Annotated in this window: 11 protein-coding genes; 1 reads left to right on the top strand and 10 read right to left on the bottom strand. The window is 68.3% G+C overall.

Annotation, left to right across the window (positions count from 1 at the left end):
• Positions 1 to 44 precede the first annotated feature (44 nt).
• From araB to AB0C78_RS17530, 10 genes are all read right to left on the bottom strand, one after another.
• Positions 45 to 1,706, bottom strand: a complete 1,662-nt coding sequence (gene araB, locus AB0C78_RS17485; protein ID WP_360748510.1) for a ribulokinase — start codon at positions 1,704 to 1,706, stop codon at positions 45 to 47.
• A 14-nt stretch (positions 1,707 to 1,720) separates the two neighbouring features.
• The gene (gene araA, locus AB0C78_RS17490; RefSeq protein ID WP_360748513.1) at positions 1,721 to 3,217 is read right to left on the bottom strand and encodes an L-arabinose isomerase; all 1,497 of its coding nucleotides are present in this window, start codon (positions 3,215 to 3,217) and stop codon (positions 1,721 to 1,723) included.
• 29 nt (positions 3,218 to 3,246) lie between these two features.
• On the bottom strand, positions 3,247 to 3,912 hold the full coding sequence (locus tag AB0C78_RS17495; protein WP_360748516.1) for an L-ribulose-5-phosphate 4-epimerase: 666 nt from the start codon (positions 3,910 to 3,912) through the stop codon (positions 3,247 to 3,249).
• 46 nt (positions 3,913 to 3,958) lie between these two features.
• Positions 3,959 to 4,945, bottom strand: coding sequence for a LacI family DNA-binding transcriptional regulator (locus AB0C78_RS17500; RefSeq protein WP_360748546.1), 987 nt, complete (start codon positions 4,943 to 4,945; stop codon positions 3,959 to 3,961).
• Positions 4,946 to 5,177: 232 nt separating this feature from the next.
• On the bottom strand, positions 5,178 to 6,782 hold the full coding sequence (locus AB0C78_RS17505) for a family 20 glycosylhydrolase (RefSeq protein ID WP_360748519.1): 1,605 nt from the start codon (positions 6,780 to 6,782) through the stop codon (positions 5,178 to 5,180).
• A gap of 31 nt (positions 6,783 to 6,813) precedes the next feature.
• Positions 6,814 to 7,743: a carbohydrate ABC transporter permease gene (locus tag AB0C78_RS17510; RefSeq protein ID WP_360748522.1), complete on the bottom strand. Its 930-nt coding sequence runs from the start codon at positions 7,741 to 7,743 to the stop codon at positions 6,814 to 6,816.
• Positions 7,740 to 8,585, bottom strand: coding sequence for a sugar ABC transporter permease (locus AB0C78_RS17515; RefSeq protein WP_360748525.1), 846 nt, complete (start codon positions 8,583 to 8,585; stop codon positions 7,740 to 7,742). Before AB0C78_RS17515 ends, AB0C78_RS17510 begins: the two co-directional genes overlap by 4 nt.
• A gap of 150 nt (positions 8,586 to 8,735) precedes the next feature.
• On the bottom strand, positions 8,736 to 10,061 hold the full coding sequence (locus tag AB0C78_RS17520) for an extracellular solute-binding protein (RefSeq protein WP_360748528.1): 1,326 nt from the start codon (positions 10,059 to 10,061) through the stop codon (positions 8,736 to 8,738).
• Positions 10,062 to 10,116: 55 nt separating this feature from the next.
• Complete coding sequence (locus tag AB0C78_RS17525) at positions 10,117 to 12,222, bottom strand: beta-galactosidase (protein ID WP_360748531.1); 2,106 nt, start codon at positions 12,220 to 12,222, stop codon at positions 10,117 to 10,119.
• A gap of 83 nt (positions 12,223 to 12,305) precedes the next feature.
• Complete coding sequence (locus tag AB0C78_RS17530) at positions 12,306 to 13,313, bottom strand: LacI family DNA-binding transcriptional regulator (RefSeq protein WP_360748534.1); 1,008 nt, start codon at positions 13,311 to 13,313, stop codon at positions 12,306 to 12,308.
• A gap of 151 nt (positions 13,314 to 13,464) precedes the next feature.
• Between AB0C78_RS17530 and AB0C78_RS17535 the strand changes: the two genes are divergently transcribed.
• Positions 13,465 to 14,958, top strand: coding sequence for a family 43 glycosylhydrolase (locus tag AB0C78_RS17535; protein ID WP_360748537.1), 1,494 nt, complete (start codon positions 13,465 to 13,467; stop codon positions 14,956 to 14,958).
• Positions 14,959 to 15,262 lie beyond the last annotated feature (304 nt).

A 15,262-nucleotide genomic window follows, 5' to 3' on the forward strand; every position in this document is an offset into this window, starting at 1 on the left:
CCATGGGACGGCCGGCGAGAGCGGGGTAATGCCCAACTGATCCCTCAACGCTCCGGTGCGGTCGGCATTTCGCTGTCGCCTGCACGGAGTTCGCGCAGGCGGTGCATGATCGCGCCGTCGGCGAAGGTGTCGTGGAGAGAGGTGAAGAGCGCGTACAGGTCGTCGTAGACGGCGGCCCGTTGCGGATCGGGCTGGTAGACGGCGGGAGTGCGGCGGCCCATCGTCGCCGCCGCGGTGGTGATGTCGGGGTGGCGTCCGGCGGCGACGGCGGCGTGGATCGCCGAGCCCAGCGCGGGCCCCTGGTCTGAGACGATGACCGACAGAGGACGGTCGAGGATGTCGGCGTAGGTCTGCATCAGGAAGGCGTTCCTGGTGAGGCCGCCGGCGGCGATGAACTCCTCGACCGGTACCCCGGACGCCTCGAAGGTCTCGACGATCTTGCGCGCGCCGAAGGCGGTGGCTTCGATCAGCGCGCGGTAGACGTCCTCGGGGCGGGTGGCGAGGGTCTGCCCGACGATCAGGCCCGACAGGTTGTGGTCGACGAGGGTGGAGCGGTTGCCGTTGTGCCAGTCGAGGGCGATAAGGCCGTGCCGGCCGGCGTTCTGCTCGGCGGCCTTCTCGGTGAGGTGGTCGTGCAGGCTCACGCCCGCCTCCGCGGCGGCCTTGGCATAGGAGGCGGGGACGTTGTGCTCGACGAACCAGGCGAAGATGTCGCCGACGCCCGATTGACCGGCCTCGTATCCCCACAGTCCCGGGACGATCCCGTCGGCGACCACGCCGCACATGCCCGGGACTTCGGCGAGCCGGTCGGAGGACATGATGTGGCAGGTGGAGGTGCCCATGATGGCGACCATCTGGCCCGGCCGGACCGCGTCGGCGGCGGCAGCGGTGACGTGGGCGTCGATGTTGCCGACGGCGACGGCGATCCCCTCGGGCAGGCCGGTCCACGCCGCCGCGCGGGCGGTCAGGGACCCGGCTCGGGCGCCGAGCGGCGAGAGCTCGTGTCCGAGCTTGCTCGTGAAGTCGGCGAAGCCGGGATCAAGGAGGGCGAGGAACTCCGCGGAGGGATACGCGCCGTCCTGATGGATCGCCTTGTATCCGGCGGTGCAGACGTTGCGGGTCTCGACGCCGGTGAGCTGCCAGACGATCCAGTCGGCGCCCTCGATCCAGCGTTGGGCCGCCTGGTACATCTCCGGGTCCTCGTCGAGGAGTTGCAGGCCCTTGGCGAAGGTCCATTCGGAGGAGATCTTGCCGCCGTAGCGGGGCAGCCAGGGTTCGCCGCGTTCGGCGGCCAGCGTGTTGATGCGGTCGGCCTGTCCTTGGGCGGCGTGGTGCTTCCACAGCTTGGGCCAGGCGTGCGGGCGGGACGGGAACAGAGCCGACAGCGGGGTGCCGTCACCTGTGGTGGGAACCATGGTGCAGGCGGTGAAGTCGGTGCCGATCCCGACGACATCGCAGGGGTCGATGTCCGCGGCGGCGATCGCTTCGGGGACGGCGGAGCGCAGGACGTCGATCCAGTCCTGCGGCGATTGGAGCGCCCAGTCGGGCCCCAGCGGGGTGCCGTCGGGCAGGCGTTCATCGATCACGCCGTCGCGGTAGTCGTGAACGGCGGAACCGAGTTCGGCGCCGTCGCTGACGCGGACGACGACGGCGCGTCCGGACAGGGTGCCGAAGTCGACGCCGATGACGTAGCCGTCTGTGCTCATCGTGGTTCCTCGTGTCACAGTCCCTGGGCCAGCCGATGATAGGCCTGGTTCCAGCGGATCTCTTTGGTGAACTGGCCGAGCGTCGTGCCTGCGTCGATGGTCAGCAGTTCGACGCCGACCATGTCGGCGAGGTCGGTCAGCTCCTCCGTACCGAGGGCGGTGGTCAGCACCGTGTGGTGCGGGCCGCCGGCCGTGAGCCAGGCCTCCGCCGAGGTCGCCAGATCGGGTCGCGGACGCCAGACGGCGCGGGCGACCGGCAGCCTCGGCAGGGGTTCCAGCGGCGGCACGACCTCGATCTCGTTGGCGACCAGCCGGAACCGGTCGCCCATGTCGGTGAGGCCGACCACATGGCCGACGCCGGGAGCGGCGTCGAAGACCAGGCGGACGGGGTCTTCCCGGCCGCCGATGCCGAGCGGGTGGATCTCCAAGGACGGCGTGTCCGCCGCGATGGTCGGGCAGACCTCGAGCATGTGGGCGCCGAGGATGAGCTGCTGGTCGGGGACGAGGTGGTAGGTGTAGTCCTCCATGAAGGAGGTGCCGCCCGGCAGTCCTTCCGCGGTGGCCTTGAGGGTGCGCAGCAGGGCGGCGGTCTTCCAGTCGCCCTCGCCGCCGAATCCGTAGCCGTCGGCCATGAGCCTTTGGACGGCCAGGCCGGGCAGCTGGCGGAGACCGCCGAGGTCCTCGAAGTTGGTGGTGAACGCTCCGAACCCGCCGTCGCCGAGGAAAGCGCGCAGGCCGAGTTCGATCCGTGCGCCATAGCGCAGCGAATCGTGGCGTCCGCCGCCGGAGCGCAGTTCTGGGGCGACGTCGTAGAGCTGCTCGTACTCCTCGACCAGCTCGCCGATCGCGGCGTCGTCGATCTGGTCGACGACGGCGACGAGGTCGTTGACGCCGTAGGTGTTCACCGAGACACCGAACCGCAGCTGAGCCTCTACCTTGTCGCCCTCGGTCACCGCGACGTCCCTCATGTTGTCGCCGAACCGGGCCAGTTTCAGGCGGCCGAGTTCGGCGCGTCCGGTGGCGGCCCGGGCCCAGGCGCGAACGCGGGTGATCATGCGCTCGTCCCCGACGTGGCCGGCCACGGTCTTCCGCGGCACTCCGAGACGGGCCTGGATGAAGCCGAACTCGCGGTCCCCGTGGGCCGCCTGGTTGAGGTTCATGAAGTCCATGTCGATCGTCGCCCACGGCAGCGCCACGTTCGCCTGGGTGTGCAGGTGCAGCAGCGGCTTGGCCAGGGCGTCGAGTCCGGCGATCCACATCTTCGCCGGGGAGAAGGTATGCATCCACGCGATGACGCCGACACAGCCGTCGTCAGCGCCGGCCTCCAGGCAGACACGGCGGATGGCGGCGGCGTCGGTCAGGACGGGAAGCCATTTCAGCCGGACGGGCAGGGCCTCCCCCAGTTCACGGGCGATGGCCTGGGACTGTTCGGCGACCTGCTGCAGCGTCTCGGCTCCGTAGAGTCCCTGGCTGCCGGTGACGAACCAGATCTCGCGATCGGGGAACGCCATGTGCTGCTCCTTCGGATGCGTCATACCGGTCACTGCCCGTAGGCGTTCTGGTAGCGGTCGTACAGCCGGTCGATGTGCTGGGGCTCGATCGGCAGGGGATCACCGAGCTGCCGGGACAGGTGCACGGCGCGGGCCGCGTCTTCGCACATCACCGCCGCCTTCACGGCAGCCTCGGCTGTGGCGCCGATGGCGAAGACGCCGTGGTTGCGCATCAGAATGGCCGGGCTGCGGTGGCCGGCGAGGGTGTCCACGATTCCCCTGCCGATGTCGTCTCCACCGATCATCGCGAACGGCCCGATGGGGATCTCTCCGCCGAACTCGTCCGCCATCGCCGTCAGCACGCAGGGGATCGGCTCGTTACGGGCAGCCCAGGCGGTGGCGTAAGGGGAATGAGTGTGCACGACCCCGCCGACGTCGGGGCGGTGACGGTAGACGTAGGCGTGGGCGAAGACGTCGCTGGACGGCTTCAGCGATTCTCCGACGGGAGATCCGTCGAGATCGCAGAGCACCATGGACTCGGGCGTCAACCGTTCATAGGCCAGGCCGCTCGGCTTGATCAGGAAATGAGCGTCGTCGACGCGCGCCGACACGTTCCCCGCCGTCCAGACGACGAGGCCCGATCGGACGAGTGCGCGGTGCAGGTCTGCGAGCTGCCGCCGGATGTCGTCGATGTCCGTCACGCGATGGCCTTTCATGGTGTGAGCGCAAACATGCGGTGGGTGGAGCGTCCATGCGGGATGGTCAGGCCGGGAGAGCGGCGGTGCTCTCCCGGACGATGAGCTCGGGCACGATGATCTGCTCGGGCTGCATCCGGCCACAGGTCGTCAGCTGTCCGAGCAGCAACTCGAAGGCCCGGTCTCCGAGGCCAGCGAAGTCCTGGCGGACCGTGGTGAGCGGCGGCCAGTAGTGAGCCGCCTCAGGGATGTCGTCGAAGCCGACGACGTGCACGTCGCCGGGAATGCGGCGGCCCTTCTCGTGGAGAGCTCGCAGCAGTCCGACGGCCATGGCGTCGTTGGCGGCGAAGACCGCGGTGACGGCCGGGTCATCGGCCAGTCGCCGGCCGGCCTCGTATCCCGAACGGGCCGTCCAGTCACCGGTCAAGGGCTGGGGTGCGGCACGTCCGGCTTCGGTGAGGGCTTCCCTCCACCCTTCGATCCGTTCTTCGGCGTCGATCCAGTCCGCTGGACCGGCGACATGCCAGACGGTGGCATGGCCGAGCTGAAGGAGGTGCCGGGTCGCACGACGGGCGCCTCCGCGATGGTCGATGGTGACGGAGGGGAAAGCGTGGTCGGCTGCGGCACCCGCAGTGACGAGCGCGAGCCCCTTGGGCAAAGGTCGCAATTTCCGGGCGGCCAGGGCATGCGGCGCGACGACGATGATGCCGTCGGCGGACTGGGCGCGCAGCCGTTCCACTCCGTCCGCGACCGATCGGATGTCACGGGCGTTCGCGGTGACGACGCTGATGGCGAAGCCGTGCCGGCGGGCGGCCCGTTCGATCCCCGACAGGGTGGCGGCAGGCCCGTACAGGGCGGTGTCGAACCCGAGGACTCCGATGGTGCCGGAGCGGCCGGTCGCGAGGCTGCGTGCCGCCGGGTTGGGCCGGTAGCCCAGGCTCTCGATCGCGGCCATGACCTTGGCGCGGGTGGTCGCGCTGACCGCCTCGGGAGCGTTCAGCGCTCGGGAGACGGTCATCGCGGACACTCCCGCCAGTGCCGCGACGTCTTCCATCACCACCGGCCGCCCGTCCGGAGAGCTCAGCGGAAGACGTCGCGGACTCGGCACTGTTCACTCCTTCGCATTGATCGACGGTCATGGGACGGGCCGATGGTCGATTCGCCGCCCGCGCGGAGGCAGGCGTCACCTCGCCCGCCTCCGCTGGGTGGTGAAGGCGCAGCGGAGGGGACGATGGTCGGCAGGGTTTGGGGTCCGTGGAAGTGCCGCACGTCCAGGGGGTGGATCGTCAGCCGGCCCCGGAACCGATGGTCTGGATGATCGGCTGGAACTCGGCCCAGGTCGGCACGAGCGGGGTCGACTCCCAGGTCTTCTGGGCCATGATCCGCAGGCGCGGGAAGATGGACGCCGCGGCGTCGGCTTCGGTCCAGGCTCCGCCGCTGTTCCAGAGGTGGACCAGCGAGCCGCGGTTATGCGGTTCTGCCGGGGCGACGTTGTAGAAGGGAAGGCCGGAGCCCGTGTCGTCCAAGTAGCCCGGGCCGTGGAAGGCGCCGACGGTCCAGTTCTCGTAGGTCCACGGCAGGGACGGCTTGGCCGGAGGGCCTGCGGGATAGTCGTAGGTGGGGAAGAAACCGCAGTTCAGGACCGAGTATCCAGCGTCCAGCAGATCCTGCGGCGGGCTGGGGTTGATCGGGCTCGGGTACGGGAAGTGCATGTCCGTCCACCACTCGACGATGACGTCGGTGTCGACCTGGACGGTGTTTCCGGGGGCGAAGTTGTCGTTCCAGACGCGCAGCGTCTTGCCGTGGGCGCGGACGTAGGCGTTGGTCTCGTTGATGAGGCCGAGAACGCCGTCGACGGCCACGGCCTGCGGACCATGCTTCTCCTTGGCGTACCGCTCCAGCTGCGGGTAGTTCGCGTAGTCCGGGTCGGGCAGGAACTCGTCGGTTCCCATGTGGAAGTACGGCGCCGGGAAGAGCTCCAGGTACTCGGCGATGAGGTCGCGCAGGAGTTTCCGCGCCTCGGGGATCGTATAGTCGATCTTGTTCGGGGCTGCGACGCCGTCCTTGTCCTTGAGCTGGAACTGCGGGTAATGCGCCAGGAGCGCACCCATGTGGCCCGGCATATCGATCTCGGGCACGACCGTGACGTGGTAGCGCTCCCCGAGCTCGATGAGGCGGCGGACCTGCTTCTTGGTGAGGAACTGCTCGGACTGGACGCCGGTGCTGCTCTCGATGCGCCAGCCCTCGTCGTCGGTGAAGTGCAGATGCAGGTAGTTCAGCTTCAGGTAGGCCATGTCCCTGATGCGCGCTGCGAGCCATTCATAGGAGAAGTGCATGCGCGCGGTGTCCACCATGAGCCCGCGCTCGGAATAGCGCGGCCAGTCGCGGGCGACGCCTGCGGGGACCGAGGTGTTCTGGTGCAGCAGTTGCAGGAGGGTGCGGGTCCCGTAGAAGGCGCCGGCCTCGGTCCTCGCCTTGATCGAGACCGCGGACGTGTCGACGGACAGGACGTAGCCCTCGTCGCCGATCTGCGAGTCGGTCGCACCGAGTTCGAGGACGATGTCGCCCTTGTGGGCGGGACGGCCGGTGATGACCACGCGGACGGCATGCCGCGACAGGGCGTGCAGGTCGGCGGCGAGAAGCTCGGCGGTCCCGCCGAGCCTGCGGGCGTCCGCGGGGCGGAGGAGGATCCGGCTCGCCGTACCGAGTTGGAAGGCACCCGGTCTGGCCGACCATTCGCGCAGTGCCGGAATGGTCCGGGGCCGGACGGTGGTCGCCTCTTCGCCGGCCGACGCCGGACCGGCGTAGGCGATCGGCACCACGGCCAGGCTGCCGAGTGCGGCGGCGGCTCCGATGAAGGTCCGGCGGGACAGTGGGGTGGTGTTCGGCATTGTCATCCTCTTCCAAGCAACTGGAGAGCGCTCATCCCTTCACACCGCCGGTGGCGAGGCCTGACTGCCAGTAGCGCTGGAGGAAGATGAAAGCGATCATGAGGGGAACGATGGAGACGAGCGACCCGGTGAGCACGGTGGAGAAGAGCACCTGGCTGCCGCCTCCCGCTGCTGCGGCGTTCTGCCAGTGCGCCAGGCCCACGGTCACCGGGAACAGCGACTCGGTGTTGAGCATGATCAGCGGAAGGAAGTAGTTGTTCCAGGTGGCCACCAGCTGGAACAGCAGGACGGTCACGATGCCCGGGGTGAGCAGCCGCAGCGAGACCGTCAGGAAGATGCGGAACTCGCCCGCCCCGTCGATGCGCGCCGCCTCGAGAAGGCTGTCGTCGACCGCGTCCGCGGCGTAGACGCGCATTAGGTACACCCCGAACGGGCTGACCAGCGACGGCAGGATGACCGCGAACGGGGTGTCGGTGAGGTTTCCGGCCGCGAACAGCAGATAGGTCGGGATGGCGAGCGCGGTGAGCGGCACCATGATGGAGCCGAGAATGATGTTGAACACGACTCCGGAGCCACGGAACCTGTACTTCGCGAGTGCGTAGCCGCACATGGTCGCCAGGATCGCGGCTCCGAGCGAGCCGATGACCGCGTAGACGACGGTGTTCACCAGCCAGCGGGCGAAGATGCCGTCCTGGAACTGAAAGAGCGCCTTGATGTTGTGGAACAGCTGGAAGTCGTCCCCGAACCACAGCCCGAAGGAGCTGAACAGGCCGGCGTTGTCCTTGGTGGTGGACAGCATCAGCCACACCAGGGGGACGAGGAAGTAGATCACCGTCACCCAGATCATGACCGTGAGGACCCAGCTGCGCCGCTTGTCGCGCCGGACGCCGCGGCTGCGCCGCGCGGGCGGGGCGATGCCGGTCGTGGGCTTGGGCTTGGTGCTCAGAGGGGTCGCGGTCATGCCCGCCGCTCCTTCCGGTTGACGGCGATCTGGACGACGAACGAGACGATCATGATGACCATGCCGAGCAGGAACGCGATCGCGGCGGCGTAGTTGATCTCCTGGTTCTTGAAGGCGACGTTGTAGGCGTACAGATTCGGGGTGAAGTCGGTGCCCACCGCGTCCGGTGCGATGTTGAACAGGAGGTTGGGCTCGTTGAACAGCTGGAACGACCCGATGATCGAGAAGATCACGGTGAGGAGGAGCGCCGGGCGCAGTGCGGGCAGCTTGATCCGCAGCGCGATCCGCCATTGCCCGGCGCCGTCGACCTCGGCGGCCTCGTAGATCTCGTTCGGAACCGAGCGCAGCGCCGCGTAGAGAACGATCATGTTGTAGCCGATGAACTCCCAGCAGACGATGTTCATCGTCGAGCCGAGCACGGTGTGCTCCGACAGCAGGTTCGGGGCGTCCAGTCCCACCTTGTGGAACAGCTGGGTGATGAGCCCGTTGTCGACCCCGTAGAGGTAGCCCCACATCAGCGTCGCCACGACGCTGGGCACCGCGTACGGCACGAAGACCAGCATGCGGACGACCTTGCCGCCGCGGACCCTGCCGCTGTCGAGCGCCAGCGCGATGACGACCGAGGCGCCGAGCATGATCGGGACCTGCACGAACAGGAAGATCACGACTCGCCGCAGGCCGGCCCAGAAGGCCGGGTCGTGCAGGGCCCGCGTGTAGTTGTCGAATCCGCTGAACACCTCGCCGCCGACCAGTTTCGAGGTGAACATGCTCAGGTAGGCCGAGTAGGCCAGCGGCACGATGAAGAACGCCGTGAAGACCACAAGGAAGGGAACGACGAGCATCCACGCCATTCGGGTCTGACCGGCGTGCACCTTGCCCCGCCGCCGGCGTGCTGTCGCGGTGTGGAGTGTCGGCGCCTTGCGACGCGTCAATGAGGCTTTCATAGCTGCTCTCGCGGTGCGGTGGGTCGGCGGAGGCGCCTACCCGGACGGCTACTTGACGGTGAAGCCCTGCTGCTTCGCGTAGTCGACGAGCTTCTTCTGCCACGCGGTGAGGGCGGCCTTCAGATCAGCGTGGTCAGAGATCGCCTTCCCGAGCGTCTCGTCGTAGGCGGAGTTGGCGTAGTCCATGAACGGAAGCCACTGCTGGTTCTGGGCGACCGTGCCGCTGACGCCGGCGAAGAGCTTGTTGACCTGCTGACCGCCGTAGAAGGGGGCCTTCTCGTCGGTGAACTTGGGGTCGGCCAGGGTGGACTTCGTGGTGGGGAACAGGAACTGGTCGTTGGCGAGCTTCAGCGTCGAGGCGGGGTCGCCGTTGATGAACTTGGCGAGCATGTAGGCCTGGATGGGGTGCTGCGAGCCGGCCATGACGGCGTCGGAGGAACCGCCCCAGTTGGCGGAGACGTTCTGTCCCGCCTCCCACTGCGGAAGCGTGGCGACCGACCACTTTCCGCTCGTGTTCTTCGCGGTGCCCTGCAGGAACACCGGGCCCCAGGCGGCGGCGAGCCACGAGGCGTACTTGCCCCGGGAGAGCCCCTGGTACCACGCGTCGGTGAAGTCGGGGTCGGTGGACACCAGGCCCTTGGAGATCAGGTCCTGCCAGTACCCGACGACCTTCTGGGGGATCGCCGAGTCGACGTTCACGCCGACCGTCTGCTTACCGTCATAGGAGAACGGCGAGGCTCCGGCCTGCGAGAAGTAGGCGAGGAGCTGGGGCATGTCGTTGCCGGGCAGGTTCGTGACGTACGCGCCGGTCTTCGACTTGATCTCCTGGGCGGCGGTGACGAAGTCCGCCCACGTCTTCGGTGTCTCGACACCTGCCTTCTTGAAGATGTCGCTGCGGTACAGCGTTCCGAGCGGTCCGGAGTCCTGCGGGATCGCCCACACTCCCCCGTTCTGCTCGACCTGGCTCCAGATGCTTTCGACATACTGGGACTTCAGGTTCGCGGCACCGTACGAGGTCAGGTCGAGCAGGCTCTTGGTCTGGGTGAACGACGGGAGGCGGTCGTAGCCGATCTGCGCGACGTCGGGGACGCCCTTGCGCGCCTTCAGGGCGGCGCGCAGCTTGACGTACTGCTGCGACGCATCGGCGTTGTTGATGACGTTGACCTTGATCTTCGGGTACTTCTGCTCGAAGAGCTTGATCTCGTCCTGGATCGGCACCCACGTCCAGAAGTCGAGGGTGGTCGGTGTGTTCATCGCCGCGTCGATCTCGGTCTGGGAGACGGCCTTGGGCGCGGCAGGCTTCTCGGAGTCCTTGGACGAGCTGCATCCGCCGGCGACGAGGACCGCGCTGATCGCCAGCGCTCCTGCCGTCAATGTGCTTCCGCGGAACCTTGTCATTCGATTCCTTCGTTTCCTGTGATGGGATGGGTCACCCGATCGGGTGGTCCTGGACTTCGAGCACGACTGCTGCGCGTGGCTCGAAGGGTATGAGGTCGCCCGCGGCGTACCGGTCGCCGGAGACGAGGTCGACGGCCTTGGCGGGAGCGCTCACGGTGACCGGTTCGGCCGACCAGTTCGACAGGAACGCGATGCTCCGGTCATCAGAGCGTCCGGTGGCGACGGTGACGGCCTCGGGCGCCTGCCACCGCTGCTTGGCGGTCTGCGGGACGGCCCAGCGGGCGATGCTGCGCGACAGCGGCGCGTTGGGGACGGTGCCCAGATAGCTGATCCGGCCGGCCTCGAACTCCCTCGTGGTCAGGGCCGCTGAGGCGCCCATCTCGGTGGGGGGGTAGGTGGCGAGGACGTCCGCGTCGTCGACCTGGAGGACGTCGACCCATTGGGTTCCCGCCGAACCGGGTTCGAGGGTGAGCGAATCCGTGGTCGCCGATACCGGGAGGGGCCGGGTGAGGTTGTTGTACTCGTCGTAGTGGACGCCCGCGGGCTCGCCCAGCAGTGCCGGGGCCACCGCGGCGCGGGGGCGGGCGAGATCGTCGCCGTAGCCGGTGCGGATCCCGACGATGAGGTGGCCTCCCGCGGCGGCGTATTCACGCAGCCGGGCCAGCGCGGCGTCGTCGGCCACATACAGCGCCGGAGCCAGCAGGACGGGGTAGCGGCGTGCGAGTTCGGCGGGGTCTTCGGCGAGGAAGTGGCTCAGGTGCTGCACCCGGATCTGCGCGCCGGCCTCGAAGAACCCGCGGTAGAAGGCGTCGAAGATGTCCAGGTAGGCGTTCCGGTTCGGGGAGCCGTCCGGGTCGGCCAGCGGCGGTTCGACCTCGAAGGCCCACTTGGTGTCGGTGGAGTACAGCAGCAGGACGTCCGCGTCCGGCACGTAGTCGTCGACGGCGGATCCGATGGCCTTGAGCGCTGCGCCCAACTCGGCGATCTCCCGGTAGATGCGCCCAGGCCGCTGGCTGTGCGGGAGGACCCCGCCCCAGTAGGTCTCTCCGCCGAAGTGCAGCGTCTGCCAGTGCCAGTACTCCACCATCCGGCAGCCTCGAGCCAGGAGGGCGAGCGCCGCCTGCTTGAGCTGCCCGGGGAAAGGCGGATGGTTCTGCCAGGCGTCGCCGATCGACTGGGCGTTGGTCTCGGTGACCAGGAAGGGCGCCTGCGCCGTGGACCAGGCGCGGTCACCCCACTGGAACAGCGCCCACACGCCGGTGTGCCACCACTCCTGCTCCCGGGGAACCTCCTCGTGCCAGTCCAGGCCGTCCTGCATCTTGTAGTACGGGTTGCCCGAGGTGACATCCAGCGAGCGCACCAACTCCTCATCGGCGATCTGCGGCCGCGAGTAGGAGATGCAGGTGGTGACGAACTGATCGTCACGGGCGTACTCGCGCACCACCGCGGCCTGCCACGCGATCAGCTCGGTCGCGAGCGTGGACTGGAAGCGCCGCCACTCCAGCTGGTACTGCGGCATCCGGTTGCCGTCCGGCCGCCACAGGTCCGCCCAGTCCGAGAGACGGTGCGACCAGTACACGAGCCCCCACGCCTTGTTGATCGCCTCGACGCTGCCGTACCGGTCTTTGAGCCACTCCAGGAAGCGCTGGAAGGTGTGCTCGTTATGGGGCAGCTGCTGGCCGGGCTCGTTGTCGACCTGGTAGCCGATGACCGCCGGGTGGCCGGCGTAACGCGCCACGACCTTGCGAACGATCCGCTCGGCGTAGAACCGGTAGGCCGGGTGGCTCTGATCCATCTCCTGCCGCCCGCCGAAACGGTTCGGCCGGCCGGTCTCCGGCTCCGCCGCGATCTCCGGGTGCAGCCGCTGCAGCCACGGCGGCACCGCATAGGTGGGCGTCCCCAGGACGACCCCGATGCCCCGGGCGTGCGCCCCGTCGAGCACCGGCTCGAGCCAATCGAGATCGAACTCGCCCTCCCGGGGCTCCCACGTCGACCACACCGACTCCCCCACCCGGATGACGGTGAAGCCCGCCGCACGCATCAGATCGAGGTCGTCGCCAAGACGATCGCCGAGCTGATATTCGGCGTAGTAGGCGGCGCCGAACAGGACGCCCGAGAACCAGGAAGAAGCAGCCATCAGTAGTTGATCACCTTGATGTTGTCGACAACATTTCGCTGAAACGTAACGCCGGACGGGTTCCTTGGGCAACGAAACGTTGGTTACGTTCCGGTAACGGGCCGCGAGCTCGAGGCTCGCGCGATCAGGTGCGGCGGCGTCGGAAGCCGCACGTCCTCGGGCAGATCCGTACCTTCGATCTTGGCGATGAGCTCCTCGATCAGGAAGCGGCCCTCGCCCTCGAAGTCCATGGCGACCGTCGACAGGGCCGGCAGTACAAAGCGGGCCTCCGGCAGGTCGTCGGTGCCGACGACGCTGAGGTCGTCCGGGACGCGAACCCCCGAGTCCGCGGCGGCGGAGATCAGCCCGATGGCCATGCTGTCGTTGGCCACCCCCACGGCGGTCACGGCCCGCTCGTCCGCGCCGAGCTCACCCCAGACGGCATGCCCGGACGCCGCGGACCAGTCGCCCTGCCGGACCCAGACGATCCGCCCGCCCCGCTCGAGCACCCGCCGGGTGAACCCCTCGGTCCGCCCGCGTGCCGCTATCCAGACCTCGGGGCCGGCCAGATAGCCGATCCTGCGGTGGCCGAGATCGAGCAGGTGGTCCGCCGCGTACCGCCCGGCGAGCTCGTTGACCGTGGGCTGATCAGACTCGGTGCCGGGATCCGCCCCGATCACAAGCGGGGCGGCGGTCGCCTGCCGCCGCAGCTCCTCCAAGACGACGTCCGACTGGGCGGTGGCGAGGATGCCGGCCACCTGGTGCTCGATGATCGTGGCGAGGGACGCGGCGACCGAACCGGCGCTCGTACCGTCGGCGACCACCACGTCGAGGACGTATCCGCGCCGGTGTGCGAGCTCACCGGCGCCGGTCAGGATGCGGGCCGGACCACTCTGGTCGATCCGGTCGGCGAGCACGCCGATCCGGTTCGTGCGCTGCGACCGCAGGAGCCGCGCCGCCGAATTCGGCCGGTAGTCCAGCGCGGCGAGCGCCTCCTCGACCCGCTGCCGGGTCTGCGGCCGGATCCCTTTGAAGCCGTTGAGGTAGCGCGTCACGGTCTGATGGGAGACACCCGCGTGCTTCGCGACGTCGTAGATCGTGGGAGGCTTCACAACCTCCTTTTCTACCGCTTCCCAGGCGCTGGCACGACAGGAGTGCAACGTGAGGCACTTGTCCGTCGGCCCTCGATACCGTACGGTCCGCTAACGCCCGGCAGCCGGATGGCGCCTACGGGTCTCCCCCATCTCTCCTTCCCGAGGGTCCATGCTGATCGCCAAGAACCCCGTCCTTCCCGGCTTCCACCCAGACCCCAGCATCTGCCGCGCCGGATCCGAGTTCTACCTGGTCAACTCCAGCTTCGAATACTCGCCCGGCGTGCCGGTCTTCCGGTCGAGCGACCTGCGCCGCTGGGCACCGGTCGGGCATGTGCTCGACCGCCCGGAACAGCTCCACATCGCCGGTTGCCGCCCCTCCGGAGGCATCTACGCGCCGACCCTGCGGCACCACCGGGATCACTTCTGGATGATCACGACCAACGTCAGCGATCCGCCCGGCCAGCTGCTGGTGACCGCGGCAGACCCGGCCGGCCCCTGGTCCCAGCCCATCCGCGTCCCGGATGCGCACGGCATCGACCCTGACCTGGCGTGGGACGACACCGGGACATGTCGGCTGAGCTGGTCGGGCGAGCTGCCCAAGGGCAGACAGGGCATCCTCCAGGCCGCCCTCGACACCGAAACCGGCGCCCTCTTGTCAGAACCCGCCGTGATCTGGCGAGGCACCGGCGGCCAGTTCCCCGAAGGACCCCACCTCATCAAGCGGGGACGCTTCTGGTACCTGTTCATCGCGGAAGGCGGCACCGAACGCGGCCACGCCGTCACCGTCGCCCGCGGGCCCCGCCCGGACGGCCCCTTCGAGCCCTGCCCGACCAATCCGCTGCTCACCGCGCGTGGAACCGACTGGTCGACACAGAACACCGGTCACGCGGACGTTGTGCAACGCCCGGACGGAAGCTGGGCGATGGTGTTCCTCGGTGTCCGGCCGCGCGGATCGACACCCGCCTGGCACGTGCTCGGACGCGAGACCTTCGCGGCGGAACTCGAATGGGAGGACGACTGGCCTCGCCTGGGACAGCCGATCGAGGGCCACGCGGCGGGCCCCGTCGTCGAGCCGCTCACCGGCCCAGTGCCGCCGCATTCCTGGGTGAGCCCCTCACGCCATCTCGGTGACGTTCTCAAGTACGACCCCGATGGCCACTGGCACCTGGGAGCGGCTTCCCACGAGGAGGTGTTCGCTGGACGTCGGCAGGAGCACTTCTTCATCTGCGCACAGGCGGCAGTCGAACCGGTCTCCGGCGGCGCTGGCCTGGAGTTGCGCATCGATCCCTTCCACAAGGTGACCGTGTGGAGCGAGGACGGGCATGTGCAAGCGATCGCAACCATCGGCGACCTTCGCATTGCCCTAGGCGAAACCACAGCCGCCCCAACACCCGCACTCGAACTCCGCACTCAACCTGCAGAGGGAGCCTCGGGAACTCCGCGCCAGGGCCCTGACGTCATCGTGGCAGGCATAAGTGACAGATCTGGCTTCCGCGAGCTAGGGCGACTCGACGGCCGCTATCTCTCCACCGAAGTGGCCGGCGGCTTCACTGGCCGCATGATCGGCATCGTCAGCGACAGCGACGACGCGGTCATCAAGTCATTCGTCTACCGCGGAAGCGACCAGAACACGGATTGGGAGTCGCTCGGGCAATCAGGCTGAACTGCGCCCCAACGCGCAGCACCCAGGGGCTCTCGTCCGGCGATGCTGGAATGCGCAGGATGCCGTTGTCCACTTGAGCAACGGTCCGGCGGATCCAAACCCGATCGCTGCCGTCGAGCTCAGAGCGGCGACCCTCCTCTGGAAGCACTTCAGGGCACGAGACTCGATCTGGTCCGGTGACAGGGGAACGGGTCCGACGTGCGGTACTAACTGGGCGTTTCATCCTGCGAGTTCCGTTTGATTTCGGGTCAGGTGCCCCGCCATGTGGGAGTGGATTCGCCGGTGAGGCGGCGGCTCATGAGGT

The sequence above is a fragment of the Actinomadura sp. NPDC048394 genome (genome assembly GCF_040651755.1).
GTDB classification, from domain to species: Bacteria; Actinomycetota; Actinomycetes; order Streptosporangiales; family Streptosporangiaceae; genus Spirillospora; species Spirillospora montaniterrae.

Excerpts from the sequence above, each read along its gene's own strand:
- araB (WP_360748510.1), bottom strand. The coding sequence starts at position 1,706 with ATGAGCACAGACGGCTACGTCATCGGCGTCGACTTCGGCACCCTGTCC.
- araA (WP_360748513.1), bottom strand. The coding sequence starts at position 3,217 with ATGGCGTTCCCCGATCGCGAGATCTGGTTCGTCACCGGCAGCCAGGGA.
- AB0C78_RS17495 (WP_360748516.1), bottom strand. The coding sequence starts at position 3,912 with ATGAAAGGCCATCGCGTGACGGACATCGACGACATCCGGCGGCAGCTC.
- AB0C78_RS17500 (WP_360748546.1), bottom strand. The coding sequence starts at position 4,945 with ATGGAAGACGTCGCGGCACTGGCGGGAGTGTCCGCGATGACCGTCTCC.
- AB0C78_RS17505 (WP_360748519.1), bottom strand. The coding sequence starts at position 6,782 with ATGCCGAACACCACCCCACTGTCCCGCCGGACCTTCATCGGAGCCGCC.
- AB0C78_RS17510 (WP_360748522.1), bottom strand. The coding sequence starts at position 7,743 with ATGACCGCGACCCCTCTGAGCACCAAGCCCAAGCCCACGACCGGCATC.
- AB0C78_RS17515 (WP_360748525.1), bottom strand. The coding sequence starts at position 8,585 with ATGCTCGTCGTTCCCTTCCTTGTGGTCTTCACGGCGTTCTTCATCGTG.
- AB0C78_RS17525 (WP_360748531.1), bottom strand. The coding sequence starts at position 12,222 with ATGGCTGCTTCTTCCTGGTTCTCGGGCGTCCTGTTCGGCGCCGCCTAC.
- AB0C78_RS17535 (WP_360748537.1), top strand. The coding sequence starts at position 13,465 with ATGCTGATCGCCAAGAACCCCGTCCTTCCCGGCTTCCACCCAGACCCC.